Below are 25,696 nucleotides of genomic sequence, written 5' to 3'. Positions count from 1 at the left end.
GAAGACGGGCTCTCGTGTGTGGTCGGGTCGTTCCCGGACGCGCCGGTCAGGCGGCGAACGGGTGCTTTACCTTGTCGCGCTGCGCAGTCGCCTCGGCGGCAGTCGGCTTGCCCTCGACCGCGCGCTGGATCGCTTCCTTGGTGGCGCGATAGTTGAAATCCTGGATCTTGGCGTCGTCGGCGGCGTCCCAGTGGATGAACACGCCGACGCAGATGAACACGTCATCCGCCTCTTCGGCGGGAATGATGCCCTCGGCCACGCAGTCCTGCACGGCCTTGGCCACCGCATGCTGAGCCGGACCGAACATCTGCACCGCCTGCTTGGCGCCCTTGATCGTCACCTTGTTGAACAGGATCGTGTTCGGCTTGCAGGCCAGATTGGGCGCGATCACCGCCAGCAGGCTGGTGAAACCATCCTTGTTGTTGGTGAGCGCGTGGCAGAACGCCGATTCGACGGCGCTGCCCCTTGGGCCGATCAGAAGGTCCACATGGGCGACTTCGTTGCCGTCGCCGACCAGCGATTCACCGACCATCACCTTAGAAATCTTTGCCATGCCTTTTCCTCCAAGATTTTTTAAGGAGTCCAAAGACGCCGCAACCGAGCGGACGCTCGATGGACGACTATCCTTGTTGGCAGCGTCCGGGCAAGCCGGACCGGTTGGCTAGATAGCCGCAGAGACCCTGTCCCTGCTGCCGAAATTCAACCATCAAGCCTCCCTTTATGCAAGGCGATCGCCAAGCATATGGACCAAAAGAGAAGCCACCGTCAGGTCGGCCGAGGTGCCGGGGTTCAGGCCGCGAGCCTTCAGGCTGCGATCGAGGTCAGTGAGGAGGCGCACGCGGGTCGCCTCGTCGCCTGCGGTCTCCAGAGCGGCGCTCACAGCGCGTGCCTCGTCCTGGATCGCCGCGGCGATCGCGGTCCCATGCTTTCGCGCCACGTGGCTGTCCGGAAAGCCGCAAAGGAAGGCCATATAGGCGAAGATCGTCGGCCACATACCGCCCTCGCCTTTCGAGATGGCCCCTGCGAGCGCCGGCAGGCCGACGCCGAACACGTCCTCGAAGCCGGTCGCATACTGACGTGCGATCCTGTCGCGATCGGCCGCTTCGCGCATCGCCGCCAGAAGCGGCGCCTGCGCCGGTACGCGTACGTCATGCGCGTCGGCGGATCCCAACCCGCCCGGAGACGCCAGGACGATCGCCTCGAACACCTCGGCCGCGTCCTCGACATCCATGGCGTCGAGGAGAAGGCGCAGATTCGGCCTGAGTTCCCCGGGCATCTCGGCGGCCCGCGCCAGCGGAGCGCACAGCAGGATGATGCCGAGATTGGTGTTGGCGTCGACCGCCCGGCGCGTGGCCTGAACGGACTTCAGAATGCGCCGTCCGACCGACAGCGCAGGATCCGTCAGCGGCCCCGAAGAGACGCGTGCGCTGACGAGGAACTGCTCGGCCGACATGCGGTGTCCGTCAGCGAAGACGTGGACGTTGCCGGGCTTCAGCGCCTCGATCTCCATGCGGCAGGCGGCTTCATAGGCGGCCTGGATGCGCTCGCGCGAATGCGTCATCGGTTTGCCGGCGCGACGAAGCGGAGTGGACGTCCCGAAGACGCTTCCTGCTGCGCGCGGTGGGCCAAGCATGCCAGAAGGCTCTCGGCGATAACGTCGGCAATGTTGACGGCGGTGACGGATTGCAGGCCGGACCAGGCCGGCATGCTGTTGACCTCGAGCACGAAAAGGCGGCCATCGGCGGCGGGCAGGATATCGACGCCGGCAAAGTCGGCGCCCACGGCGCGGGCGGCCGCGACGGCAAGGCGCTCCAGCTCCGCCACGTCGTGGCCGGCAACCGGCTCCGGCGCCGCCCCGCGGTTCACATTGGTGATCCAGTCGGCGCCGCGCCGGCTCATCATGGCCACGGCGTTGCCGGCGCAGACGAAGACACGGACGTCCCGGAAGGGCGGTCCGGCGCGCGGCACATAGTGCTGGAGATAGTAGACGTCGCTCGTCTCGTCCGCCGCGGGCAGATCGGCAAGTCCCTGGACTAGCCGGATCCCCCGCCCCCGCGCGCCAAACAGCGGTTTTAGCACCAGCGGCGACACGGCAAGTTCGCGCAGCGCGATCGCCTCGGCAGCCGCCAGGCCTTCCACGGCGAAGGTGGGGGGTGTAAGTAGGCCGGCCCGTTGCAGGAGGAAAGTCGTCATCGATTTGTCGACGCAGCGCTCGATGGCCTGCGCGGAATTCCACACCGGGACCGCAAGCCCGCCCAGAGCATGGAGCACCCCCAGACGCCTCGTGATCGCCTCGAAGGATCCGGCCGAGATCGAACGGACCAGCACGGCGTCGGGCAGTCCGTGCTCGAAGCCGGGTATCGCCAGCCCATGCGGGCGCTCCGTATCGAAGGCGATGGAGGCCAGCGACGTCGTCGCGACCACCGCGCCCCGCCTTCGCAGCCGCGATGCGAGCCCCCTCGAGTCTGAATTGTCGTTGAAGATGAGGATATTGGGTATCACGTCTATCCGAGGCTCTTCTCGAGCATCGCCACATCCCTGGCGCCGGCCCTGAATGTATCGCCCGTTTCGATGGCGGTCACGACGATCTCGGCGGGGCTGAAGAGCAGAGGATCAATCGCATAGAAGTCGCCGTTGAAGCGCTTGAATATTTCCGCGAAAGGCTGCCCGTAGTCGCGTGAGGCCCGGCTCGGCAGTTTTTCGGCGAGTTGCCTGGCGGCTTTTCCGGGCCCGGTAACGAAGAGCTGGACGACCCCGCCATAGATGATGGCGTCGTTGGTTCGGCCCATCGCGGTGAGAAAATCGGGATGCGGCGCGGGAATGGGAGCTGATCCGATCCCTTCGACGATCCGGTCCAGCGGAAACTTCAGGTCATTGGCCTTGTGAATGGCGACTTCCAGCACCCTTGCCACGATCTGCACCGTGCCGGCGAGGCTCTGGGTGGGGGCATAGAGGAAGGTAAGCTTGTCCGGCGGTAAACCCGTGGTCTTGGCCACCTTCTCCACGATGGCCGGGGGTGGCGGTTCGGCGGTCTCGAGCAGGAGCACGGCCGACGATGCCCTGTCCCGGTAGGCAAGTGTCGAAAACAGCGGCTCGACGCGAGCCAGAGCGCGCGCGGGCCCGGAGCCCATCGCAAAATAGTCCTCGGTCGATAGGTTCCAGCCTGCATATTGCGAGGCGAGACAGGCAAGGACAGGCTGGGAACTCCCTACCTGGATGCCGAAGGGCCACTTGTCGCCGGATCGGTCAATGACGGCGGCGACCCTACCGAGACCGCCCATCGCCGCCTCTGCCAGGCGCAATCCGGCCTCTATGCCGCCCACGACGCTTGCCCCTACGTCGATCAGGCATTCGCCTGAGGCGCCCTTGGTGACCGCGATGCGCAATCGTTCGGCATCCCGGATCATGTCCTCGGCGATGCGCTGTGCATTGTCGTTCAGGTGCGCCATTCCCGCCTTCATGTCGGGCTCGCCTCCCAGCAGCGCTGCAATTGTCTGGCCTGGGCCTCGGCGCTCCGCCGGGTGACACCGGCATTCGAGCCGCGGGCAAAGACTGTGCAGACCGGATCGCCCGCGATCAGGCTGCTGCCCGCCGCTTGGCGATCGGCCGTCCATTCGGGCCATGCGAGGTCGGGAAATTGTGCGACCGGCGCGGAAGCGTAGGCAATCAGGGAAGCCATGGAGTCCTCGAATCGCGGTAGGTCGAAAACGTCTCCGCGCGCTGCGCGCAGATGCGCTTCGAACAACGGCGCTTCGGCGCTGTCGAAGATGTCCAGCGTCGCGCCCGGTCGCGGATTGATCTCGATGAGCTGGCAACCGTCCACGGATCTGATGAAGTCCGCGCTGCACAGGCCGACCAGTCCGACGCGCATCGTCAGACTGGACAGCCATCTGCCGATCGTGGCGGCCACGCCTCGGTCGAAGCGCCGCAGCCGCACCGCGCCTCCGTAGCGATAGGGGGCGGCGGCGATGGGCGATGTCCACTGCCGGCTGAAGCCGACGACGCGCGCGGCACGGCCATCGCCGATGAACAGGGCCGACAGACTCGGGCCGCGGACCATGCGCTGGAAGTAGCGCCCCGTGGCGGGGATGTCGCCTTTGGCGTGCCGGACGTGCGCCCCTCCCGCCCCGCCCGTGGTCTTGGTGATCCAGTTTTGGGGGTCGGGCGGCGCGCTCCATCTGTAGCCAGGGTGCGGAATGCCGAGTTCGGCGCAGTCCGCCGCAAGCGCTGCCGGATCCTTGACGCGCCGTATCGCGGCGGCGCCATTGCCGGCCAGAGGGAAGTATCTTGCGACTTCATCGACGACGTCCGCCTTGCGTTCGAAGCCGGAGCCCAGAACGACCGCGGCCGGCTCCTCGTCCCCGGCCAGATGTCGAAGCGTGTCGATCAGGCGATCCGCGTCGATGCCCGCCTGCAGGTCGCCCGGAAGTTTTGCGGAGCGTTCGGCAAGAGCGACCGTGTCGGTATCGCCAAAGAAATCCGCGACCAGCGGACGATAGCCCGCCAGCCCTGCCGCCGCGGCCAGCGCGCGGCCCGAGATCGCCGCGATCAGAACCGTTCGGGCGTTATTTCGCGATCTCGCGTGCAAGGGAAAAAGCATCCTGGAAATCGAGCGTGACGGCCGCATCCGCCTGGATCATTCGTTTGAAGAGGCCCGACTCCACCCTGTACTTGACGTTTCCGATGGCAAGCGGACCGATCCCGACAGCCTTTGTCGCCTCGATCGGCTCGCTGTTGGCGCTGACCGCCACCGTTTCGATGCCGGCCGGAGGGACGGCGTTGACGTCGGCCGCGATGAGGAGCGTATGCGCCTCCTTCAGCTGTGCCTTCGACACCACCTGGACGCCCGCCTTTGCTGCCGTGAGGATCACCTCGGCCTCCACTATCAGCTTCAACTTGTGCGCATCGGTCGAGCCGTCAGCCGTCTTCACATCGACGGCGAACCGGCTCTTCATGGCCGAAGCAGCTCGGTCCACGCGTTCTACGCCGTCATGGCCAACGATGGTGACGTCAGCGCCTTCCTTTGCCGCGATCACGGCAGTGCAGAATCCGACCACTCCGGTGGCGCCGAAGATTGCGACACGCGTGTCCTTGAGGCTGCGGTCGAAGTTTGCCGCGAGGGACTTCTCGACCTTGGCGATCATTGCCGCAGCAGTTGTGAAGGACCCCGCCGGATCGGCGAACACCGAAATCTTGAAGGGCGGCACCATCGCCTTCTTCGCCGCGTCGAACATGTCGAGCGCCAACGACACATCCTTGCCGCCGATGAAGATGCCGGTATCGACGCCCGCGTCGGGCGGTCGTGAGAAGATGGCGTCCTGAATCAGCCCGGAAACTTCGGCAAGACCAACGTCGACATAGGGAAGCACCGCGTCGAAGCCGGCATCGAGCGCCATGTTCACGTCGAACGGACTCATATGCTTCAGCGGGGTGAGCATGTGCAGGATGTGCTTGTTGGCCATGTTTGTCTCCAGTCCGAGACGGTCTTTCCCCCAACGTTCAACTGCCGACGAGCCCGAGCCCCGCCGAAGCAATCCGTGCGCCCGAGTTCCTGCCTTGTGCGATCTTGATCTCCAATCCGGCTCCGTCGCTCTCGCCGACGCTGGCGACCATCGCCGCAGCCTCGGCTTGCGACGCCGCGAAGGCGAAGCCGGTCGGGCCCCACGAGCTCTGCCCGATGCCGACGGCTCCCACCGCAGCAAGCCTGCGCGCGACATCCTCCACTCGTTTCGACATGAAGACGCCGCCCTGGGCAGGCGCGAAATGTGCGCCGACCAGCATCTGGATGTCGGTGACGGCTGCGCCGAAGCCAGCGAGGTCGCGACCGATCAGAGCCGGCATGACGCCCATCAGGACGCGCCGGCAGATCTCCCCGACGCCCGTCGCGGGAAAGGGCGGAAGCGAGCTGAACGCCTCAATCTCGCTGTCGCCGTGCAGTCCGTCCGCAGCCCGGTCGAAAATGAGGATCACCCGCCATTCTTCTGGAATGGGCAGCCGGGCGATAACCGGCGGCGCCTTGCCGCGGTCCGTGCTGCCGGCATCGATGATGACGCCGCCCTCGGAAAAGCTTGCAATGCCGATGCCAGAACGGCCGCCGCGGCCGAGCAGGATCGCATCGCCTTCAGTGTCCAGTGGCAGGCCGTGCAGCGTACGTACTGCCGCCGCAACCGCCAGCGCGATCTGCGTGCCGGACCCCAGGCCGGCATGCGAAGGGATCGCCCTCTCTATGACCAGGCGGTGCTGGGCGCGAATGCCGAGACGTCGCCTGAGCGACTCGAGATGGCGTGCCGCCCGGTCGCCCTGCGGCCCGATCACGACCGTCTCGCCCGCACGGGTGAGGTTCACCACGGTCTCGGGCTCGCTTAGCGGCAGGCCGAGGCTGCCGAAACGGCGTCGCTCGCCGCCGCCCGGATCGAGGAAACCGAGATGTAGGCGGGCAGGTACGCTTATGGTAACAGAATTGGACATCTGGCCCTCGACGGACGCATATGCGTCACGGAAGGTTTAGGTGCCCGGACATCATGATAGTCGCTTTCCTCGAAGGGGCAAGCGGACATGTGCGTCGGCTTCATCCATTTTGACGCCGCGCCTGCTGGATCGAAGGACGTGGAGGCCGCGATGAGCGAGGCAGCAAAGGAAAGAGTCTACTCGGAAGCCGAGATCGTCGCGCGTCTCGAGCGCGACCTGCCCAAATGGCGATATGAGAACGGCTGGATACGCCGAAAATACAAGACCCATAGCTGGAAATCGACCCTGATGGTGATCAATACCGTCGGGCACCTGGCCGAGGCCGCCTGGCATCATCCGGACATCACGGCGTCCTACGCCTGGGTGGAGGTGCGGCTGATGAACCATGCCGCCAAGGGCGTCACCGACAAGGACTTCGAACTGGCGAAGAAGATCGAGGATGTCGTGCAATGGCAGCCTGGCAAGGAGGGCGGCGCCCTGGAGGGCACGCCACCCACGGATCAGCGCTTCGCCTACGTCAAGTATGACTGAACGGCCGGAGCGCCGCCGGGACTGAGCACATTCGCGAATCTGGAGCGGGCGGGGTTCACGGCCCAGCCCGTTTCGTCTAGAATCGTGGCGGCACCGGAAAGTAGCTTCGCGAATGGCGGTTGCTTGGATCGGCAACCGGGAAACGCTGGTGGAGCACGCGGCGGAACGCGCCGCGGCGTTGCTGCATTCAAGCCGGTGCCCGGTCATCACATTCGACACGGACATACACGGGACGCGCGCCGCGATCGCCCTCGCCGAGCGGGTTGGCGCGGCCTACGACCATGAAAACTCCAGCACGGCACTCGCTCGCGAAGCCGCGCTCTTTACCGACAAGGGCGGCATGTTCATTGCGCCCGGCGAAGTGCGACGGCGCGCGGATGTCGTTGTCATCGTCGGCGCGCTGCCCGAGGCTCATCTGGACTTCGTGGCGGCGCTCGCCGACACTGCGCCCGACCTTTCCCCGGGCAACGCGCGCGCGTTCTTCCTCATCGGCGATGGTTCCGCCCCCCGGTCGATCGCCGGACGCCAGGTCACCCGCCTCGCCTGTCCGGGCGGCGTCGCGGCGACGCTCGCCACGTCGCGCGCCCAGCATGCCGGCCGGCCGGTCACATCCACCGCTTCACATTTCGCGACCTTCGAAGTGGCTCTCGGCCAGGCGCGCTTCCCCGTCTTCCTGTTTTCCGGAGAAGCCTGCGACCCGCTTGCGCTGGAAATGCTCCAGGGCCTGATCGGCGACATCAACAGAAAATCCCGCGCATCGGCGCTGCACCTGCCGGCGAGCGACAGCGGCTGGGGCGGCACGCTTGCCTCCACATGGAGCACCGGCTTCCCGCCGCGCACCGGTTTCGGACGCGGCTTCCCGGAACATGATCCCTGGCGTTTCGACGCGAGCCGGATGATCGGGTCAGGCGAGGCGGACGTCCATCTGCGCGTCGCGCGAAACCCCGGGATGAGACGCGCCGACGTCGACGATGTCGCGCTTATCGCCATCGAGAGCGCAACTAGGCCGGTTGCGGACGCGGAAGTGACGATCGCCATTGGCGAGGCGGGCATCGACCACGACGGCGTCCTCTATTCCAGCCGCATCGGAACGCTCGCGGCGGTGCGGGCGAGCGCCGCCTCGGACCTGCCGTCTGCAGCGTCCATTCTCCGAGCCATCGCGGAACACCTCCCTCAGGCGGATGCGCCGGCATGCTGACCCTGATCTCAGGTGGGGAGATCATCGATCCCGCGAACGACCGCGCCGGCACGGGCGATCTCTGGATCAGCGACGGCAGGATCGTGGCGTCTCCGCCCGGCGGCAAGGCAGACCGCACGTTCGACGCATCGGGCTGCATCGTGATGGCCGGAGCGATCGACATCCATTCGCATATCGGCGGCGGCAACGTGAACACGGCTCGGTTGCTGCTGCCCGAGCATCACGCCGCGCATCTGCCGCGACCGGCCACGACACCGCTCTCCAATGCGGTCTGGTCGACGTTCGAGACCGGTTGCCTTTATGCGCGAATGGGCTTCACCACAGTGGTCGAGCCGGCGATGTCGCCGGGCGCCGCCCTGCATACTCATCTCGAACTTGCCGACATCCCGATCATCGACAAGGCGACCCTCGTCATCCTCGGCAACGACGATTTCCTGCTGTCGATGATCCGCGACGGCGCCTCGTCCGCCATGATCGATGATTATGTCGCCTGGACCGTGGCGGCGACGCGGGCGCTCGGCGTCAAGGTGATCAATGCCGGCGCGGCCGCAGCGTTCAAGGAGAACGTGCGGACGTTTTCATTCGACGATGTGGTGCCGTCCTACGGCGTCAGTTCGCGCGGCATCGTCAAGACCTTGCAGGCAGCGGTCGGCCGGCTCGGCATTCCCCATCCGCTCCATGTCCACTGCAACAATCTCGGCGTTCCGGGCGCAGCCACGACCGCGGCCGAGACCGTCGCGGCGGCCGAGGGCCTCCCCCTCCACCTCGCCCATCTGCAGTTCTACGGCTATGGCACGGAAGGCAGCCGAGGCTTCTCGTCGGCCGGCGCGCAGCTGGCCGAGCTTGTCAACGCCGCGCCCGAGGTGACGATCGACGTCGGTCAGGTGATGTTCGGGCAGACCGTCACCATCTCCTCCGACGCCATGCGGCAGTTTGCGGCCAGGAGTACGGCGCACCCCAGAAAGTCCGTGATTTACGACGGCGACGGCAATGGCGGCGGCATCGTCCCTCACCGCTACCGCCCGGATTTCTACGGCTCGCTGCAATGGGCGATCGGTTTGGAGCTCTTTCTCCTGATCAACGATCCCTGGCGCGTATTCTTCACGACCGACCATCCAAACGGCGCGCCCTTCACGGTCTACCCGCAACTCTTCGAGCTGCTGATGAGCCGCGAGGCGCGCAGCGAGGCGATGTCCACCCTGCCCCGTGCAGCGCTGGCGCTCTCGACGCTGGCGTCGATCGACCGCGAATACACGTTTGAGGAGATCGCCATCATGACCCGCGCCGCGCCGGCCAGGCTGCTGGGCCTTGAGGACCGCGGGCATCTAGGCCCCGGCGCGATCGCGGACATCGCGGTCTACCGGCGCGACCCCGACATCGCGAAGATGCTGGGCGCCGCGGCCCTGGTCTTCAAGGACGGCGACCTGGTGGTCGTCAACGGAGAGGTGAAGCACTACCGCTGGGGCAAGGCGCTGCGGCTCGATCCGCCGAAGGATGCGGCCATCGTGCGCCGCCTCGACGACTATTACCGGGAGCGCTACGGCCTGTCGATCGACTGGTTCACGTTTCCTGACACCGCCATTGAGCGGCACGAGCCCTTCGGCGAGGTCCGATGCCGCAGCTAGAAGTCAACGGCGTTGCCATCGACGACACCTTTGCCGAGGCCTTTGGGATGCGCGCCACAGCCATCGTCATCACCGGCCCGAACCGGAAATGGGCGCGCCAGGCGGCGGTAAGCATGACCGGCTTTGCCACCTCGGTGATCGGCTGTGGGTGCGAAGCAGCCATAGACGTCGAACTGGAGCCATCCGAGACGCCGGATGGACGCCCCGGCTTTCGCGTGACGCTTTTCGCCGTCAGCACCGACGAATTGCAGAAGCAGTTGCAGGCGCGGGTCGCCCAGTGCGTGCTGACGTCCCCGGGCAGCGCCTGCTTCGCGGGCCTCGACGGACCGAACCTGCTGAAGCTCGGCGCGGCGCTCCGTTACTTCGGCGACGGCTGGCAGATCTCCAAGAAGATCGGCGGTCGGCATTTCTGGCGGGTCCCCGTGATGGACGGCGAATTCCTGTGCGAGGCGACCACCGGCATGACCAAGGAGGCGGTCGGCGGCGGCAATCTCCTCCTGCTGGCCGACAGCAGCGCCAATGCCCTGGCTGCCGCCGAAGCCGCGGTAGCCGCGATCAACACGGTTCCCGGCGCGATCATGCCGTTCCCGGGCGGCGTCGTGCGGTCGGGATCCAAGATCGGCGGCAAGTATAAGGGAATAATCGCCTCGACCAACGAAGCATTCGCCCCGACGCTGCGCGGCGCGGTGAAGAGCGCGCTCGGAACGGACATCAATGCGGTCCTGGAGATAGTCATCGACGGCGAGACCGCTGATGCCGTTGCCGCCGCCATGCGGGCAGGTTTGGGAGCCGTGACCGGGCTCGGCCCGGAAAAGGGCGCCATCCGCATCAGCGCCGGCAACTTTGGAGGCAAGCTCGGCAAGTTCCTGTACCACCTCAAGGATCTCCTGCCGTGACCGCTCTGACTTTCACAATTCGGGAGGAACCGCCGGAACGTCTGGATCTTTCGCCCCTGACGCCGCGGCGACTGGCTGGCATGGCGCTGCGCGACATCGCGACGATCCGTCTCGGTCAATCGAAACGGGCGTCGGTGGCAGGGGACGTCTTCCATATCTCCGGGGACGACCCCGAAAACATCGTCTTCGAGGGCGGCAGCGGCCGCTTCGACCGGGTGGCCGCCGAAATGGACTCTGGAGAGGTTCGCGTGATCGGAGACGCAGGCGCCCAGGCGGGGCGGCTGATGCGCGGGGGACGCCTTTTGGTGGAGGGCGACGCCGGCCCCCACGCCGGCTCGGGCATGCGCGGCGGCCGCGTCGAGATTGCAGGCGATGCGGGCGATCATCTCGGCGCCCCGCTTGCCGGCGAGCTCGCGGGCATGAACGGCGGCGTGCTGATCGTGCGCGGCAAATCCGGCGCCTTTACCGCCGATCGCCTGCGGCGCGGACTGGTCGCGGTGCTCGGCGGCGCTGGCGACCACGCCGGCTGCCGCATGATCGCCGGTACGCTCGTCGTCACCGGCGGTGTGGGCGAAATGCCCGGCTACCTCATGCGGCGCGGCTCCATTCTGCTCGACGGCGCGCCGGGCGGCCTGTCACCTTCCTTCGTGGAGACCGGCGCACCGGACTTGGTCTTCGCCGCTTTGATCGACCGCTACCTGGTTGACGACGGTGTCCTCGACGCGCCTTTGCTCGGGAAAGCGCCGCGAAGATATGGCGGCGACAACGCCGTCTCCGGCCGGGGGGAGCTGCTTTTTCCCCGATGAGCAGGCAACCGGTCTTTTCCTCGAAACGATGGCTGCTTATGACCGGGCGGATCGACACCTACGGAGCTTGTACGTGACGCGCTGGCAACTCGGCCACGGCCGCCATCTCGAACTCGGCAGCAAGGCGCTGCTGATGGGCATCCTCAATGTCACGCCGGACAGCTTCTCGGACGGCGGCGAGTTTTTCAGCATGGACAATGCGCTCGCACAGGCGCGCAAGATGCTTGGCGAAGGCGCCGCCATCATCGACGTTGGCGGGGAATCGACCCGGCCGGGGGCCGAGGCCGTGACTGCGGAAGAGGAACAGGCGCGCATCCTCCCGGTGATCGAGACATTGGCGGCAGAGGGCCAGGCCATCATCTCGGTCGACACCTACCGGGCCGAAACGGCGCGGCTGGCGGTGGCTGCTGGAGCGCATATCGTCAACGACGTCCATGGCCTGCAGCGCGAACCCGACATAGCCAAGGTAGCGCGGGACACAGGCGCGGGCCTCGTCATCATGCATACCGGGCGCGACCGCGAAAAGCTTCCGGACGTCATCGCCGATCAGTTCCTGTTCCTGGCGAAATCCGTCGAGATTGCACGCGACGCCGGAATTTCGGACGATCGGATCGTGCTCGATCCCGGTTTCGGGTTCGCCAAGGATGCCGAGGAAAATCTGCAGCTCATGGCCCGCTTTGGCGAATTGCACGGCCTCGGCTTTCCCCTGCTGGTCGGAACGTCGCGCAAGCGCATGATCCGGCACCTCTCGGGGGGCGACCGGCAATCGCAGGACGTCGGCACCGTCGCCACCAGTGTCATTCTTCGCCAGAAGGGTGCTCATATCTTCCGCGTCCACAATGTCCCGATGAACCGCGACGCGCTCGCCTTTGCCGATGCGGTCCTGGAGCGGGAGAAGGGTTCAGTCGGTTAGCGCCGGTTTGGGTGCAGGCGCACCGGGCGTCGGCGTTCGCGTGGCCGAGGGGGACTCCTGTAGTGAGCTTCCAATCCGCCGATAGATGAACGGTTCTGCCGCCCCCTCCCCTTGCACGGCTTGCGCCGACGCCTGAGCAGCCTCGATGAGCATCGCCATGCGCCCATGCAGCGGCGACTTGATGCACGCCGGATCCGTCGCCGCCGCGTCGCCGGCAATCGCCATCGCCTGGCAGCGGCAGCCGCCCCAATCGACCTCGCGCCGCTCGCAACTGCGGCAAGGCTCCCGCATCCAGTCCGTGCCGCGAAACGCGTTGAAAGCCGACGAACAGGTCCAGATATCGGCAAGCGATCGCTCCCCGAAGCGCTCAAAACGCAAGTTCGCAATGGTCTGCGCGGCGTGGCAAGGCAAAACTGTCCCGTCGGGCGTCACCATGAAGGCGTCGCGCGCCCAGCCGCCCATGCACGGTTTCGGATAGGTGGCAAAATAGTCGGGCGTCACGAAGTCGAGGTTCATGACCCCAGTCAGGCGCGCGCGCGCTGCTTCTACGATCGCCGCCTGGCGATCGACCGCCGCGCGGTCGGGCATCAGCGCGTCGCGATTGGCGAGCGCCCAACCGGCATACTGCACGTTGGCGATTTCCAGACGTTCGGCATCCAGCGCCAGCGCCAGTTCGATGAACTCCGGCACTTCCTCGATGTTGTGGCGATGGATCGGCGCGTTGATGGTCAGCGGGAGGCCGGCGAGCCGCGCCCGGCGCGCTGTTTCCAGCTTCTTCTCGTGACTGCCGCGATGATTGCCGATGCGGTCGGTCGTCTCCGGCCGGGCGCCCTGGAAGCTCAGTTGCAGATGGTCGAGGCCTGCTTCGGCGAATGCCTCGATGCGCCCTTCGGCGATCCCGACGCCGGCGGTGATCAGGTTGGTGTACACGCCGCGCGCTGAAAGATGTGCAATCAGTTGTTCCAGGTCGCGGCGCAAGGTGGGCTCGCCTCCGGAAAGGTGCACCTGCAGCACGCCGAGGTCAGCGGCTTGGTCGAAGAGGTCGATCCACGTCGCCGTGTCGAGTTCGCGATTGGCCTTCAGGAGCTCGATCGGGTTCGAGCAATATGGGCATTGCAGCGGACAGCGATGGGTCAGCTCCGCCAGCATGCCGATCGGGGGAAGCAGCGGCTCGCTCATAGCTTCACCAGGAGCTTGTCAGCCCACTCCTGCAGGAACGCAACGACGTCTTCAGAAATATCCTCCGCCCGCGCGTCATACTCGCACGCAAGCCCGGTAACGATCTCGCTTACGGAAGCCCGTCCATCGCAGCGGCGCAATATGTCGAGGCTTATCTCGTTCGGCCAGAACACCTTCTCGGGAGACAAGACCGCATATGCCTTTCGAACGGGGTCGAGCTGAATGCGCACGTGCCTCGGCAGAGACGGGATCGAGCCCGCCGAGACGAGCGATCTTTCACGCAGCCGGTTCATCCGGCCCGCTCCGACAGGAAGGCGCCTGGCGGAACATGGCCGTCTTCTCCGTAGGCGTGCTGAAGGGCGTCCAGCATGGCCCACAGAATATCGCATTTGAACACCAGCGCGTCTATCGCCGCCTGCTGTCGCTCCGGGGTGTCCGCGTGCCGCAGCACATAGTCAAGCGCGAAGTCGGAATCGCGCGCGGCCTGTTCGGGCCGCTTCGTGAAATAGGCGAGCGTGTCCGTGGTCACATAGTCATATTTGGCCAGCATCGCCGGCACCCGCTCGCCGATGATGACGGGCGAAAACAGCTCCGTCAGCGAGGACGCGACCGCCTCCAGCAGAGTTCGTTCCGAACAGAAGGAAAGATAGGCCCCGACGGCGAAGCGTGTTGCCGGCAATGCCAGCCGCTGGCTCTTCACCGCGTCGGCATCGAGACCGAGCGACGTCGCCAGATGCAGCCAGCGTGCGATACCGCCACTCCAGCCATCCCAACCATCATGGTCTTCGATGCGCTTGCGCCACTCTGCCCGGAATGCCGGGTCTTCGCAGCGCGTGAGGATGGCGGCGTCCTTGCGGGGAATGACGGCCTGGTAGCAGTATCGGTTGAGCGCCCAGGCCTGGAGCTCTTGCTTCGACAAAGCACCGCTCACCATCCGGTGATGATAGGGATGGCGGTTGTGATAGCGTTCAGCCCCGACCTGCCGCAGGACCGCCTCGAGTTCGACGGCGCTCAATCCGTTGCGCGCAGCATCGTGGAACCCGATCAAATCTCGACCTCCATGCCGTCCCATGCGATCTCCCAGCCGGCCGCCCGCACCGCCGCATATTCGGCCGAGTTTTGATCCAGCACCGGATTGGTGTTGTTGATGTGAACGAAGATGCGGCGACCGATCTCTAGGCCCGCAAGTCCCGCAATCGAACCCGCCTCCCCTGACATGGCGAGATGCCCCATGCGCGCGCCCGTCTTCTGCCCGACGCCCGCCGCGACCATCTCATCATCGGTGTAGACGGTGCCGTCGAAGAGCAGGCAGGCGGCGTTCCGGAGCCGATCGCGTAGCGCCGCATCGACGCCCGCGCAGCCCGGTATATAGAAAACGGAGCCGCCTCCCCGGCGGCCGGCGATGCGCACGCCGACGGTGTTGCCGCGATCGGAGCGGAGGTCGTTCTCGGGCCTTGCTGCATCCTCCATGTAGAGAGCGACCTTTCCGAGCACCGCAAAGCTCTCGACGACGATGCCCGTGCCTCCACCGTCAGCGTCAAGGATCTCGATCTCCGAGTCCGTGTCCAGCCTGCGCCGCGGCACGATAGCGGCGTCGAGCACCTTGAAGATCGGGTTAGCGTCCAGCACCTGCAGCACCTGTTCCGTCGCGTAGATGGCAAAAGGCTGTCGCTCGCGCAGGCTGAGAAGTCCGGCGACATGATCGACATCGGCATTGGTCAGCATCACGGCTCGGATCGGGGTCGAGCGCAGCGGCGCATCCGGCGCCGGCTGGAGCTCCGCTGTCCGCGCGATCTGTTCACGAATGTCGGGAGACGCGTTGAACAGCACCCACCCGCGACCGTCCGCGGTCACGGCGAGGCTGGACTGCAGACGCGGTCGTACCCCCGCTGCACCGTTGCGCGCCGCGCGGCTCAGCCGATAGTTGCAATTCCACTGCGGAAATCCGCCCCCGGCCGCCGATCCTATGACCTTCAGCCGTAAGCCGACGCCCGAGCTGCAGAGCTCTCCCTCCCCGGCCGTCGCAGCGGCCAACTCCTCACGGCCACCATATGCGCCGAGGCTTGTCATGGACACGTCTTGCGCAAGGTGCGTGCCCCAACCGGGGCACGCACCTCCGCAGCCTACTTCTTGGGAGTCACTTCAGCAGGCAGGTACCGCGTGATCTCGAAGCCTGCAGCCACCTGGCACATTGCCGGCTTCTTCCAGTTCTTCTTCATCAAGTTCCTCCTTCGCAACCGGCTCCGGTGGGAGCCGCTCCTGTCGTTGGCGCCGTTGCTTGGCACCTTTGTGCAACGGCATGTCCATTCCGTCGAAAAATGGACAAATGAAGGAAAACGTCATCAAAATCCCGAGAAGAAATGATCACATTTTGAACATTCAATCCGAAACTTCATAGCTCAATCGGTCACCGCGTAGGGTCTGTTCTCCTCCAGCGGCAGATTCGCTTTTTCCCAACCGTCTGCGCCCGACGGATACCAGAGCACCGAACGATACCCCCATTCGATCGCCCTTTTGGCGGCATTCCACGACATCCAGCAGTCCGTCATGCAGTAGAAAAGAACCGGGTGCGTCTTGTCCGATCCCGTGTGGAGGTCCAGAGCCCTCTGGAAGTAGGCTGCCGTCTCCTCCGGGATCGCGCCGTAACCGACATTGGCCAGCCAGATGCTGCCCGGGATGTCTTGTCTGTCCTTCTCCTTCCATACCGTTCCGGACGGCAGGTTTGCCGGCTTCGGTGTATGTGGCATGACGTCGAAGAACACCGCCTTCTTCTCACGCCACAGTCTTTGTGCGTCCGCCGTGCTGACAACGGTAGCGCCTTGGAGCGTCGCCGGAACCGGAGCCTTGTAGGCGTCCATGCGGTAGCCGGCAGGCTCCACTATCTCTACGGTCCATCCGGTTGCAGCCGTCGACCCAAGGACGACCAGAGCCAGCCAGATCGCCTTTCCCGCCTTGGTCACTCGCGTTCCGGATTCGATCAATATGTCGGCTCCCTATTGGGTGATCGGCTGGTCGCGCTCGTCGAGCAATGGCACTCCGTAGTCGAGCAGTATCCGGTTGATGTCCTCCTGCTTGTCCTTGATGACGCGGTTCAGCGTCCGCTTCCATTCCTGGTCCGAAGGCCGCACGCCCATGGTGATCCGGTAGACCATGCGCGAGCCGGTCTTCTCCTTGACCAGCGGTACCACCACGAGATCGAGGCCGGATTTCCGGACGTAGTATCCTGCCATGGGGCCCCATAGCGCGGCCCCGTCGATTGTCCCCGCCTTTAGATCCTTGATCATCACCTCGGCCATGGACGGCGCGAGACGCGTGTCGATTGTGAGAGGATAGATTTTCGCCGTCTTCATGAGACCTGCGACCGCCATGTTCGAACTTGGCGGGGTCGCCTGGACCACACCGAGCCGCTTCCCCTTCAGACGGGGGTCCTCGATGGTCTCGACATCCTCAAGACCGCTGCCTTTCGGCAACACGAGAACATAGGTCGAGCGGTAGTAGGGATTGGTGTTCTGAACCAGTTCGTCGCCTTGCGCGTAACCCATGATTACATCGCAATGGTTTGCCCGCAACGTGTTGCGCACGAAGCCCATCACCATCGGGAACCAGGTGTAGGCGACGGACTTGCGGCCGGTTTCCTTCGCCACCAGTTCCGCGAGCTTGTTCTCGAAGCCTTCACCGCTCTTGTCGGTGAAGGGCATGTTCGACGGGTCCGCGCAGACGCGCAGCACATCGGGATCGACCAGTTCGCCCGCAGCCCCGAGCCCCGCCCCCTGCGCCCCTGCCGCGACCGGCAGGCATGCGGCAAACGCCGCGGCCAGGGCCAGTTGCAGGATGCGGAGGGGGCCGAAGACGAACATCGGTCAGCCTTCCATGCACGACTTTTCGTGGTCCTTGGCGGACTGCGGCTTGTCGGCTTTCTTGGGTGGCCTGCCGCGCGGCGCCGCGCCTACGGCGCGAGCGCGCAGATAGACGTAGAGATCGTCCATGTAGCAATAGACGTTCTTGTTGTCGCCGAAGGCCGGCATGACGTTTTCCTTGCCCGCGGAGATGTTTTTCCGCCCTTCGGCGACGATCGAAATGAACGTGCCGTAGTCAATGTTCTTCACGGAATCCGCCAGGGCGGGCGCGTAGCTGGAACCGACGCCGTCCGGGCCGTGGCAGACGTGGCAGTCGGAGTGATAGCGACGGTAGCCGCTGAAGGTGTACCAATCGACGGTGCCGTCGTCCTGGATCTTGAAGGTCGGATTGCCGTCAGCGTCCAACCACTTGCCATCTTCGTCGGTCACCGCAGCCGCTTTCTCCTTGGTGTCCTCGGCAGAAGCCGAGCTCAAACCGGTGAGAGACAGAAGGATCATGACAACGACCAACACTCCACTTCGAACAGACATTCAGACCTCTTTGTTGATTTCGCCACGGACGCAGGTGTGCTGTCGGGATGCGGCGGTACATGTGCTTCGTGATTGCGTGGCGAAATCGAGAGCCCGATAAACCTTCCCGGTCGGCCGGGCTCTCGCTTCTTGTGCCGGATGGCTCCTAGTCCGGGAGACCAAAGACAGTCAGCTGTCCGCCGAGCGTCGTGTAATCGGCAAGTGCAGCGTACCCGCCGACTGCGCCGAGGCCCGCGGTCGAGATGGACTTCGCCTCGTCAGTCGGAGCATTTTGGCCCGCAACCGCCGCCTGCCACGCCGCAGCGCCTTCCGCCTGCAGCAGGCCGCCGGCGAGGCCGATTCCGGCCCAGCCGCCAATGCCGGACAGCACTGCGATATACTGCTTGCCGCCATGTTCGAAGGTGTTGATGTTGCCGATGATACCGGACGGGGTCTTGAACTTGTAGAGTTCCTTCCCCTCGTTATCGACCGCCTTGATGTAGCCTTCCAGCGTCCCGTAGAAGACGACGTCGCCTTCGGTCGCCAGTGCACCGGACCACACCGAGAACTGCTCGGGCTTCGACCAGACGATCTCGCCCTTTGCCGCATCCCAGGCGATGAAGTTACCCATGCCGCCATGGCTGCCGGGTGTCGGATACATCGCGACGGTGGCGCCGACATAGGCTTGGCCCGCGGTGTAGCTGACCTTGTAAGGCTCATAGTCCATGCAGACATGGTTGGTCGGCACGTAGAAAAGACCGGTCTTCGGCGAATAGGTCGCCGGCTGCTGGTCCTTTGTACCGAGCGCAGCCGGACACACACCGGTTGTGTTTGTGTCTTCGCCGTTCTGCTGCGTCGAATATTTAGCGACGACCTGCGGACGACCATACTGGTCGCTGCTCTTGTCCATCACGACTTCAGTCGCCCAGTTGACCGTTGGGTCATATTTCTTGGCCACCAGCAACTCGCCGCTCGCACGATCCATCGTATAAGCGAAGCCGTTGCGGTCGAAGTGGACGAGGACGTCATGGGCCGCGCCATTGATCTGCATGCCATCGACGAGGATCATCTCGTTGACGCCGTCATAGTCCCACTCGTCGTGGGGGGTCATCTGGTAGAGCCACTTCGCGACGCCGGTGTCGGCATCACGAGCGAAGATCGTCATCGACCAGCGATTGTCGCCTGGGCGTTGGACAGGGTTCCAGGTGGAGGGATTGCCTGTGCCGTAGTAGATGAGGTTGAGCTTGGGATCGTAGGAATACCATCCCCAGGTCGTACCGCCACCGGTCTTCCACTGCTCCCCTTCCCAGGTGTTGATGCCGGAGTCCTTGCCGACCGGCTTGCCGAGATGGGTCGTCTTCTCGGGGTCGATCAGGGTCTCCGAGTCCGGGCCTGTCGAATAGCCCCGCCAAGCCAGCGAGCCGTCCTTCAGGTTGTAAGCCGAGATGTGACCGCGGACACCGTATTCCGCTCCGGAGATTCCGATGATCACCTTGTCCTTGACGATCATGGGCGCCGACGTGCTCGATTCCGAGATGCTGCCGTCGGTAGCCTGGCCATTCTTCACCGACCAGGCGACTTTCCCGGTTTTGGCGTCGAGGGCAGTCACCATTGTATCGGCCTGACTGAGGATGATCTTGCCGTCGCCATAGGCCACGCCGCGATTGACCGTGTCGCAGCACATGATCGAAATGACGGTCGGGTCCTGCTTCGGTTCGTACTTCCACAGGATCCTGCCGTCGTTGTTGAGGTCGAGGGCATAGACAATGTTCGGGAATGGCGTGTGGACATACATCACGTCGCCGATCACCAGCGGACCGCCTTCATGACCGCGCAGCACGCCGGTGGAGAAGGTCCACTTCACCTGGAGGTCCTTCACATTGTCCTTGTTGATCTGGTTCAGCTTGGAATAGCGGGTGTTGGCGTAGTCACCCGTCGGCATCGCCCAGTTCTTGGCATCGGATGCAAGCTTCGACAGTTCCTCGTTGGCCGACGCGCCAACGGCCGAGGCGCCCGTCAGCAGCGCCACGGCAAAGGAAATGCAGATGGTCTTCCTGAACACACGCATTCGAATCCTCCCGAGGTTCACAACCAGGAATCGAGTGTTGAGCCCCATGGGCTTGCCCAAGCGATCCTTGTGGTGGGAAGTATTTCCGGCAGCGTGTCACGACCTAAGCCAGATGAGCAGAGGGCACCGTTGCTGCCCACCCCACTTGGCCTACGAAAGACTGTCGCCGCTCCCTATGACGGTGACGCCCTTGAAGCCGGAAACGAGGGAAGGCTATGTCATTTGAATAATGCAGGCAAGCAAAAAGGCCATTTCGATTGCTGCAGCGCAGTATTGAAATGATGCGGCGCACACAACAAACTATCCACATCAGTTTTCTTGGTGAGACATATATAGCTTGCTGCGCAAGTTCATCAGAGACGGCACGCCAATGTCATTTGGTTGAATTCGCGCACCGATTGTATATCGCCACTATTTAGTGACTACACGGGATTCAGATCCTCCAAAGTATGAACGCGAGATGCTGCTTCGCGATATTAAGCCGGGACATGGATATGCCCTTCGCGGGAACATCGCCGATCTGATCCCTCCCGGGCGGTGCGCGACCATGTTCCGCCCCGAACGCCATTCCTCCTTTGGTCCTATACGGACTGCTTGACTGAGGCCGACTTGCATTGCCAACTGGGACGGCTCGCTGGACCCGCGGCGAGTGCGCCGGTAGCCGAAACAGAAGGAGACCGCTCCATGGCTGAACCAAGCGCACGTCCGATGCTGCCGTTCCTGATTGCGGCCTGCCTCTCCTTTGCCGCACCGGCGCGTGCCGCAGACGACTATCCGACATCCACGCTCGCCGACTACGTGTTCGGCTGCATGAAGGCGAATGGCCAAACGCGCGAGGCCCTCGAGCGCTGCTCCTGCTCGATCGACGTCATCGCGTCGATCATCCCCTACGAGGACTACGAGCGCGCAGAGACATTCAGGCGGATGTCGTTGACGACCGGTGAGGCCAGCGGGCTGTTCCGCGAGAGCGCCCCCGCCAAGGCCGCGGGCACCGCACTCCGCCGCGCACAGGCCGAAGCCGACATACGCTGCTTCTGACCGCTCAAAGCCCGGTCGTTTCCAGCGACCATTGCTCGCGGAAGACCTTTCCGTCCGTGTCGACCGCCTCGACCCGGATCTCGCCCTGCCCCTGCGCCGCGAACTCGAAGCGGAAGTTCGGATCCTCGGAGATCGAAATGCCGCCGACCATGGAAAGGATCGGCCTGTCGCCTTGCGAGATGGAGAGTTTCTGGACGAAGTGCGCGGGAATGAAATACTGGGTCAGCGGATCGCGCTGCAGCCCCGAATTGTTCGGGTGGCGGATCATCAGCTGCAACTCCTGCGCCTTGCTCATCGTCTCGTCAGCCGAAAACTGACGGAGCTTCATTTGCCCCATGGATGCAAGCGCCTCGGCCGAATTCTTGACGACCGGCGCCGAACATCCACCGGACGCCTTGACGAAGGTCTGCGCCATGTGCAGCTCGCCGTTCCGGCGCTCCGCGATCGCCCGGATGAACGAGTAGTCGTTGACGCGGACGCGCGTCGACAGGTGGGTGACCCCCGCGTCGCGGCCTAGCTCGAATGTCGCCGCGACCGGCGCAGGATTGGCGTCGATGATCATGGTGACAGCCTTGACGCCGTCCGGCGCCCTGGAGGGATCGAGATAGATGTCGACGGGCACGATCGCAGCATCCTGAGCGCGCTTGGGCGCTACGATCCTCACCAACCCCGTGTCGGTCACGATCTCCCTGTCGCCGAAGACATCGCCCCGGAGTCCGGACCAGATCCTTTCCGAGGAGGCCATGGTTTGCTGGGCCTGCGCGGATGCCACGTAGCTGAGAATGGCCGCCAGGGTGAGAAGCAGCGCCGCCAGAAATTGCAGCACGGGCGAGAGCGGGTGCCGTTGGCTGGTGACTTCGCGTTGCATGTTAGTGCCTCCACCGAACGCGAGAGGTGGTGCCCATGCTGCACGGATCATAAGCCTGCGCCGACGGCTTGGCAAATTTTGCCGTCCCGAGCGCCGCCCTGCGGCAAACCTCACTCCCATTCGAGCTCGGCGTAGGCGGCCGTGGCATTGCGCTCGTTGTATTCATCGAACAGATCCCAGTTACCCCGCTCTGCCTGGGCCGCCGTTCTCACCGCTTCGGCGAGCGGTACGCCAGCCGCGATGGCCTTGCGCAGGTCGCCGGCCAGCGCCTCGAAGTATCGCTGCTCGCCTTTCAGCGCACCCGGCCATTCGGCCGGTACGGGACCGTGGCCAGCTACCACTGACGTCGCCTCCATGCCGGCGAGTTCGGGAAGCTGGCGCATCCAGCCAAGGAGTGAACCGTCGAGCGTCGGCAGATGCCCGAGAAACACGAGATCGCCGGCAAACAGCGTGCGCATGTTGCGATCGAATACCGTCAGGTCGTTGTCCGTATGGGCAGCAGCCCAGGCGCGGAGTCCGAGCAACCGGCCGCCAAGGTCGAGTTCCAGCCGGTCATCGACCAGCATGGACGGCGGCACGATCTCGACGCCTTCCATCATCGCAGCGCCGATCTGTTCGCGAAAACGGCGAAGGTAGAACGAGCCCCTTGCCTCCAGCGCCGCAGGCAGGTTGCGATGCCCCACGATTGCCGCGCCTGCGTCCCTGAACACGGCGTTGCCGAAGATGTGGTCTGGATGCATGTGGGTGTTGATCAGGTAGCGGATCGGCTTGCGCGTCACCGCCCGCACCGCGTCCAACAGCTTGCGGCCTTCCACCGCGCTGCCGCCGCTGTCGACGACGGCGACCGCATCGGCGCCGACGACGAATCCCAGATTGGCGATCGCTCCCTCGTTGGCGGCGGTCATCATCTCATCCGCGCCGCGAAAGGCGAAGACACCCTCGGCGATTTCGTGGACCGCGAACGCCGCGCCGGCGCGGGCCAGGAGTTGCCGCCATGGCCACAGGCCCAGCCCGACGCCGAGCCCCGCACAACCCAGGCTCGCCATGAGGCCGCGCCGACCTGCGTCGTGTTTTCGAAGCCCGCCGGAGTTCGACATCACGTCGGGGGCGAACCCCGTAAGAGCTCGCGCGATTTCACTCGGGCCACTCGGATCGGTGCTCATTCCAAATCCCTCCGTCGCCAGGACGGCCATGCACTGTCAGGTCACGTCGGGAAACCGCTCGTGAAACTGGCGCAGCAATTCGCTCATGACGTCCTGGCTTCGATGCTGCCGCGGCGTCGCTACCTCGAACACGCCGCGCGCATATGCGGGGCGTCCGGACAACACGATGATGCGGTCCGACAGCATCAGCGCCTCACGCAGATTGTGCGTGACCATGAGAGCGGTGGTCGGACGCCTGGACCAAACGCTGAGCAGCAGGTGGCGAAGCCGCTCGGCCGTCGCTTCGTCGAGCGAAACGAACGGCTCGTCCAGCAACATCAGGGCCGGCTCGGCGGCAAAAGCCCGGGCCAACGCCGCGCGGCGCGCCAGGCCCAGTGAGAGTTCCGACGGGAAGAGGGAGCGCATGCCGGCAAGTCCAAGACTCTCGAAAAGCCAACTCAGATCGACATTTCGGCGGCTTTTCGGAAATCCCAGCCGAACGTTCTGCTCGACCGTGCGCCACGGCAGCAACGTGGGCTCCTGGAACACAACGGCCATGCGATCGGCGCTGCCTTCCGGCAACCGCACCGTGCCGGAAAAATCCCGATCGAGCCCGAGCAGGATGCGCAGCGTCGTGGTCTTGCCGCAACCGGACGGACCAAGCAGGCACGCGAACTCTCCCTGCCGCACCTCGAAGGAGAGGTTCTGCAGCGCCACCACCGAGACGCCTTCCGCCGACCGGAAGGTCTTTTCGGCGATGTCGACGCTAAGCGGCGCGCCGACGCCAACGGGTCGCATGTCGTTCAAAGGGCTGTACCACGAGCAGTTCGATGAGGAGCATGACGGCCACGAAGGCGAGCGTATAGGCCAGGATCGCGGCGACGTCGAACATCTGGAAGTAAAGGTAGATCTGGAAGCCGACGCCGTTCGGACGACCGAGCAGCTCGACGACCAGCACGATCTTCCAGATCAGCGCGATCCCCGAGCGCGACGCCGCAGCAATATAGGGTTGCAGCTGGGGAAGCAGCACATGTCGCAGCCGGTCGAGCGCGTCGAAGCGATAGACGGTCGCCATTTCGGCATAGCGGGGATCGAGCGCGCGTGCGCCCTCGCGCATCGTCACCACGACATTCGGGATCTTGTTCAGCGCCACCGCGCCGATGGCCGCCGCTTCGTTCAACCCGAACCAGATGTAGGCAAGGACGATGATGACCAGGGCCGGAAGATTGAGGAACAGCACGACCCACGGATCGAAGAAGCGATCGGCGCGCCGGTGATTGCCGAGCAGGACACCGATGACCGATCCAACGACCATGGCGACGATGAAGGCTGCCGCCACGCGACCCAGCGTCATGGCGAGATGGAATGGCAACTCGCCACTCGCCGCATCGCGGACGAGGACCGTCCAAACCGCAAGTGGCGACGGGAATGTGCGGCTCGGCCAGATCGCCGCGGCAACGCCCCAGACCAGGCCGAGACCGAGCAAGGACACCGCGACAGTCGCAAGCGGCAACAGCGTTGGAGTGGCGCGGGAAGGGGTCGAAGGAACGCGCGCCAGGGATTCTTCCGCGCCGGTATCGGGCGCCGTCATTTCATCAACCCTGACCAGAACGTCCCCGGCTCCATCGCCATCGCCTGGCCGACCAGCTTCTCGCCGCCAAGCTCGGCAAGAACGGCATAGAGCCTGGCCGCGTCGGCCTGATCCTCCGACACGGGCCGCCCTGGAATGCCCTCCCGATAGCGGTCGCGCAGGATGTCGAGTTCCCTGCCCTCGGCGCGCACGAGAGGCGCAAGGCGCAGCCATTCCGCGTCGGATTGCGCCAGCAGCCGCTTGGCGTCGGCCGAAGCCATGACCAGCGCCATCGCCGCAGCGGGATTTTCTGTCGCCCATTGCTCATGGAAGACGTAGCCGAGAGTGGACACCGGCCCCGAGGCGCCGAGCGCGATGGCGGCGTCATTGGCGCCGATCACGCGCCGGAAGCCGTTGGCCTCGAGGCGGGCGCAGAAGTGCCAGAAGTTCAGCACCGCATCGAGTTCGCCCTGCCGGGCTTTCTCCGACAGCAGCGGCGGCGCGCCGTAGGCGATTTCGTTATCCTGCGGGAGGTTGATGCCGTAGTCACGCAACGCAAGGGCCTGAATCAGCAGCCAGCTCTTGTCCAGCGGCCCGCCAGCAACGCCGATCTTCCTTTGCCTGAGGTCGGCAACCGTCCGGATTGGTGAACCTTCCTGGACCATGACGGCGCCGACTGCGGTCGAATACGGGACAAGCGTGACGTCGCTGCCTTCCGAACGCTGCCGCGATACCCAAAGCCAGTCGGAGACGATCACGTCGATCTCTCCGGCCAGCATCGCAACATTCGTCGCGTCCTCTCCCGCAAAGTAGACAACTTCCAGATCGATCCCGTTGGCCGCATCGAACCTGTGGTGCTTGAGCGCATCGAGCTCCCAGCTGACAGTCCCAAACTTCAGCGCTCCCACACGAACCTTGGCAACCGCGGCATCAGCCGCGTGTGGAACGAGGGCGGAAAGGGCGCCGACAGCAGCGAGGCAGATCGCGTTGCGTCTTGAAATCATCGTCTTCGTTCCGGCGTCAATCT

The 25,696-nt window shown here is 64.7% G+C and carries 28 protein-coding genes; 7 read left to right on the top strand and 21 right to left on the bottom strand.

Annotation, left to right across the window (positions count from 1 at the left end; all coding sequences use genetic code 11):
• Positions 1-46: 46 nt before the first annotated feature.
• The 7 genes from fae to PD284_RS14475 form a co-directional block, all read right to left on the bottom strand.
• The gene (fae, locus tag PD284_RS14505) at positions 47-553 is read right to left on the bottom strand and encodes a formaldehyde-activating enzyme (RefSeq protein ID WP_274628896.1); all 507 of its coding nucleotides are present in this window, start codon (positions 551-553) and stop codon (positions 47-49) included.
• A 165-nt stretch (positions 554-718) separates the two neighbouring features.
• Positions 719-1,561 (bottom strand): triphosphoribosyl-dephospho-CoA synthase, encoded by an 843-nt coding sequence (locus PD284_RS14500; RefSeq protein WP_274628895.1) that lies wholly within the window; start codon positions 1,559-1,561, stop codon positions 719-721.
• Positions 1,558-2,502, bottom strand: a complete 945-nt coding sequence (locus PD284_RS14495; RefSeq protein ID WP_274628894.1) for an ATP-grasp domain-containing protein — start codon at positions 2,500-2,502, stop codon at positions 1,558-1,560. The genes PD284_RS14500 and PD284_RS14495 overlap by 4 nt, the downstream gene beginning before the upstream one ends.
• Positions 2,503-2,504: 2 nt before the next feature.
• Entirely contained in the window at positions 2,505-3,461 is a 957-nt protein-coding gene (gene mch / locus PD284_RS14490) for a methenyltetrahydromethanopterin cyclohydrolase (RefSeq protein ID WP_411956212.1), read from the bottom strand.
• Positions 3,458-4,588, bottom strand: a complete 1,131-nt coding sequence (locus tag PD284_RS14485; RefSeq protein WP_274628892.1) for an ATP-grasp domain-containing protein — start codon at positions 4,586-4,588, stop codon at positions 3,458-3,460. Before PD284_RS14485 ends, mch begins: the two co-directional genes overlap by 4 nt.
• Positions 4,566-5,462: an NAD(P)-dependent methylenetetrahydromethanopterin dehydrogenase gene (locus PD284_RS14480; RefSeq protein WP_274628891.1), complete on the bottom strand. Its 897-nt coding sequence runs from the start codon at positions 5,460-5,462 to the stop codon at positions 4,566-4,568. Before PD284_RS14480 ends, PD284_RS14485 begins: the two co-directional genes overlap by 23 nt.
• A gap of 37 nt (positions 5,463-5,499) precedes the next feature.
• Complete coding sequence (locus PD284_RS14475; RefSeq protein WP_274628890.1) at positions 5,500-6,468, bottom strand: beta-ribofuranosylaminobenzene 5'-phosphate synthase family protein; 969 nt, start codon at positions 6,466-6,468, stop codon at positions 5,500-5,502.
• Between the two features lie 150 nt (positions 6,469-6,618).
• Between PD284_RS14475 and PD284_RS14470 the strand changes: the two genes are divergently transcribed.
• From PD284_RS14470 to folP, 6 genes are all read left to right on the top strand, one after another.
• Positions 6,619-6,999 carry a 4a-hydroxytetrahydrobiopterin dehydratase gene (locus PD284_RS14470; protein WP_274628889.1) on the top strand — a complete coding sequence of 127 codons (381 nt, stop codon included), beginning with the start codon at positions 6,619-6,621 and terminating at the stop codon, positions 6,997-6,999.
• A gap of 112 nt (positions 7,000-7,111) precedes the next feature.
• Positions 7,112-8,197 carry a molybdopterin-binding domain-containing protein gene (locus PD284_RS14465; RefSeq protein ID WP_274628888.1) on the top strand — a complete coding sequence of 362 codons (1,086 nt, stop codon included), beginning with the start codon at positions 7,112-7,114 and terminating at the stop codon, positions 8,195-8,197.
• Positions 8,191-9,822, top strand: coding sequence for a formylmethanofuran dehydrogenase subunit A (locus PD284_RS14460; RefSeq protein WP_274628887.1), 1,632 nt, complete (start codon positions 8,191-8,193; stop codon positions 9,820-9,822). The genes PD284_RS14465 and PD284_RS14460 overlap by 7 nt, the downstream gene beginning before the upstream one ends.
• Positions 9,810-10,718 (top strand): formylmethanofuran--tetrahydromethanopterin N-formyltransferase, encoded by a 909-nt coding sequence (gene fhcD / locus PD284_RS14455; RefSeq protein WP_274628886.1) that lies wholly within the window; start codon positions 9,810-9,812, stop codon positions 10,716-10,718. Before PD284_RS14460 ends, fhcD begins: the two co-directional genes overlap by 13 nt.
• Entirely contained in the window at positions 10,715-11,524 is an 810-nt protein-coding gene (locus tag PD284_RS14450; RefSeq protein ID WP_274628885.1) for a formylmethanofuran dehydrogenase subunit C, read from the top strand. The genes fhcD and PD284_RS14450 overlap by 4 nt, the downstream gene beginning before the upstream one ends.
• A 67-nt stretch (positions 11,525-11,591) precedes the next feature.
• Entirely contained in the window at positions 11,592-12,437 is an 846-nt protein-coding gene (gene folP / locus PD284_RS14445; RefSeq protein WP_274628884.1) for a dihydropteroate synthase, read from the top strand.
• Here folP and pqqE read toward each other — a convergent pair.
• The 9 genes from pqqE to PD284_RS14400 form a co-directional block, all read right to left on the bottom strand.
• Entirely contained in the window at positions 12,426-13,616 is a 1,191-nt protein-coding gene (pqqE, locus tag PD284_RS14440) for a pyrroloquinoline quinone biosynthesis protein PqqE (RefSeq protein ID WP_274628883.1), read from the bottom strand. The genes folP and pqqE overlap by 12 nt on opposite strands.
• Entirely contained in the window at positions 13,613-13,909 is a 297-nt protein-coding gene (gene pqqD / locus PD284_RS14435; protein WP_274628882.1) for a pyrroloquinoline quinone biosynthesis peptide chaperone PqqD, read from the bottom strand. Before pqqD ends, pqqE begins: the two co-directional genes overlap by 4 nt.
• A complete protein-coding gene (pqqC, locus tag PD284_RS14430) occupies positions 13,906-14,664 on the bottom strand; it encodes a pyrroloquinoline-quinone synthase PqqC (RefSeq protein WP_274628881.1) in 759 nt (252 codons plus the stop codon). Before pqqC ends, pqqD begins: the two co-directional genes overlap by 4 nt.
• Positions 14,661-15,686, bottom strand: coding sequence for a pyrroloquinoline quinone biosynthesis protein PqqB (gene pqqB / locus PD284_RS14425; protein ID WP_274628880.1), 1,026 nt, complete (start codon positions 15,684-15,686; stop codon positions 14,661-14,663). The genes pqqC and pqqB overlap by 4 nt, the downstream gene beginning before the upstream one ends.
• 53 nt (positions 15,687-15,739) lie before the next feature.
• The gene (locus PD284_RS14420; protein ID WP_274628879.1) at positions 15,740-15,835 is read right to left on the bottom strand and encodes a pyrroloquinoline quinone precursor peptide PqqA; all 96 of its coding nucleotides are present in this window, start codon (positions 15,833-15,835) and stop codon (positions 15,740-15,742) included.
• Between the two features lie 180 nt (positions 15,836-16,015).
• Entirely contained in the window at positions 16,016-16,576 is a 561-nt protein-coding gene (locus PD284_RS14415; RefSeq protein ID WP_274628878.1) for a PQQ-dependent catabolism-associated CXXCW motif protein, read from the bottom strand.
• Between the two features lie 33 nt (positions 16,577-16,609).
• Positions 16,610-17,473: a substrate-binding domain-containing protein gene (locus PD284_RS14410; RefSeq protein ID WP_274628877.1), complete on the bottom strand. Its 864-nt coding sequence runs from the start codon at positions 17,471-17,473 to the stop codon at positions 16,610-16,612.
• A gap of 3 nt (positions 17,474-17,476) precedes the next feature.
• On the bottom strand, positions 17,477-17,971 hold the full coding sequence (locus tag PD284_RS14405; RefSeq protein ID WP_411956211.1) for a c-type cytochrome, methanol metabolism-related: 495 nt from the start codon (positions 17,969-17,971) through the stop codon (positions 17,477-17,479).
• Between the two features lie 178 nt (positions 17,972-18,149).
• Entirely contained in the window at positions 18,150-19,925 is a 1,776-nt protein-coding gene (locus PD284_RS14400; RefSeq protein ID WP_411956273.1) for a methanol/ethanol family PQQ-dependent dehydrogenase, read from the bottom strand.
• Between the two features lie 810 nt (positions 19,926-20,735).
• Between PD284_RS14400 and PD284_RS14395 the strand changes: the two genes are divergently transcribed.
• Positions 20,736-21,089, top strand: coding sequence for a hypothetical protein (locus PD284_RS14395; protein ID WP_411956210.1), 354 nt, complete (start codon positions 20,736-20,738; stop codon positions 21,087-21,089).
• A gap of 4 nt (positions 21,090-21,093) precedes the next feature.
• On the opposite strand, the gene PD284_RS14390 is transcribed toward PD284_RS14395, so the two are convergent.
• The 5 genes from PD284_RS14390 to PD284_RS14370 all read right to left on the bottom strand — a co-directional run bounded on the left by PD284_RS14390 (position 21,094) and on the right by PD284_RS14370 (position 25,673).
• Entirely contained in the window at positions 21,094-21,957 is an 864-nt protein-coding gene (locus tag PD284_RS14390; RefSeq protein WP_274628874.1) for a quinoprotein dehydrogenase-associated SoxYZ-like carrier, read from the bottom strand.
• 110 nt (positions 21,958-22,067) lie between these two features.
• Positions 22,068-23,003 (bottom strand): quinoprotein relay system zinc metallohydrolase 2, encoded by a 936-nt coding sequence (locus PD284_RS14385; protein ID WP_274628873.1) that lies wholly within the window; start codon positions 23,001-23,003, stop codon positions 22,068-22,070.
• 153 nt (positions 23,004-23,156) lie between these two features.
• Positions 23,157-23,897 carry an ABC transporter ATP-binding protein gene (locus PD284_RS14380; RefSeq protein WP_274628872.1) on the bottom strand — a complete coding sequence of 247 codons (741 nt, stop codon included), beginning with the start codon at positions 23,895-23,897 and terminating at the stop codon, positions 23,157-23,159.
• Entirely contained in the window at positions 23,866-24,690 is an 825-nt protein-coding gene (locus PD284_RS14375; protein ID WP_274628871.1) for an ABC transporter permease, read from the bottom strand. The genes PD284_RS14380 and PD284_RS14375 overlap by 32 nt, the downstream gene beginning before the upstream one ends.
• Positions 24,687-25,673 (bottom strand): ABC transporter substrate-binding protein, encoded by a 987-nt coding sequence (locus tag PD284_RS14370; RefSeq protein ID WP_274628870.1) that lies wholly within the window; start codon positions 25,671-25,673, stop codon positions 24,687-24,689. Before PD284_RS14370 ends, PD284_RS14375 begins: the two co-directional genes overlap by 4 nt.
• Between the last annotated feature and the right edge of the window lie 23 nt (positions 25,674-25,696).

This window comes from Mesorhizobium shangrilense, from assembly GCF_028826155.1.
Taxonomy (GTDB): domain Bacteria; phylum Pseudomonadota; class Alphaproteobacteria; order Rhizobiales; family Rhizobiaceae; genus Arvimicrobium; species Arvimicrobium flavum.
Note: the sequence above shows the minus strand (reverse complement) of the source record. Positions and strands in the feature narration are given on the sequence as shown.